This window comes from Candidatus Frankia nodulisporulans, from assembly GCF_902806475.1.
GTDB lineage: Bacteria > Actinomycetota > Actinomycetes > Frankiales > Frankiaceae > Frankia > Frankia umida.
On the sequence record NZ_CADCWS010000490.1, the window covers coordinates 1 to 1,209 of the forward strand.

Genomic DNA, 1,209 nt, shown 5'->3' on the forward strand with positions numbered 1-1,209 from the left:
TCTGAGAGAGTGTTCTGTGAGTTGTCGAGGCTTTGGCGCGTGCTGTGTGCTTTCGGTGTCGTCGTCACCAGTTTCGCCGGGGAGTGTGACCACGCTCCGACGACCGCCGCTCGCTGTGCCAAGCCGACCTGACCATGTTCCCACGGAAGGTAATGTTAAGCTCGCTACACGTAACAGTGCTGTGGTGAGGTCCGGTTCAGCTCGAGGTCATTTCGACCCCTTGACGTCACCATGGGAAGGTAATCACATGTCGACTCAATCCCAGGGGCTCGCAGGTCGAGACCCGTCGGCCGCGCCCGACGCGGCGCAGTTGTGCGAACTTCGACCGGGTGTGCATGCCTGGGTGCAGCCGGACGGGTCCTGGTGGGTGAACAACGCCGGCGCTGTGAGCGGCGACGGGGAAACACTGGTCATCGACACCTGCGCCACTGCGCAGCGCACCCACCGATTTCTCACCGCGCTGGGTGATGTCACCGGTGGAGCCCCGATTCGGTGGGCGGTCAACACCCACCAGCACGGTGACCACACCTACGGCAACAGCCTTTTGCCCGCGGCGACGGTGTTGATCGGTCATGAGCGGATGCGGGAAGGCCTGCGCACCGATCCGATCATCGATGGCTGCCCGGCGTTCTGGTCGCCGATCCCGGACTGGGGGCGTGTCCGGCGGCGCCTGCCCGACGTCGCGATCACGGCGGCAGCGACGGTGCACGTCGGTGAACGGCGGGTGGACCTCCTGCACCCCGGCGGTCCGGCCCACACGACCGGAGACCTCGTCGCGTGGCTTCCCGACGATCGCGTCCTGTTCGCCGGGGACCTGCTTTTCGCCGGCCTGACTCCGCTGGTGTTCATGGGCTCGGTGACGGGAGCACTCACCGCACTCGACTGGCTGGCAGGAATGGCGCCTGAGGTGATCGTGCCCGGGCATGGCCCGGTGCTGGCCGGCGGAGAGATCGACCGTGTGCTCGACGAGCACCGTCGCTACTTCCAGTTCGTGCTCGGTGAGGCAGACCGCGGGCTCGCCCGTGGTGCGACGCCGTTGGAGATCGCTCGCGACGCGCGGCTCGGCGAGTTCGCCGACTGGGCGGACGCCGAGCGGCTGGTACTCAATCTCCATCGCGTCCACGCCGACCGCGCCGGCCACGAACTGGACCTGGTCGCGGCCCTCTGCGACGCGGTGACCTGGCTCGGTCATCCCATGCCCACATCCGT

The 1,209-nt window shown here is 67.2% G+C and carries 1 protein-coding gene; it reads left to right on the forward strand.

The window, feature by feature from the left end:
- Positions 1–247: 247 nt before the first annotated feature.
- The coding region (locus G6R24_RS21045; protein WP_163550850.1) for an MBL fold metallo-hydrolase at positions 248–1,209 on the forward strand (962 nt) is incomplete at its 3' end.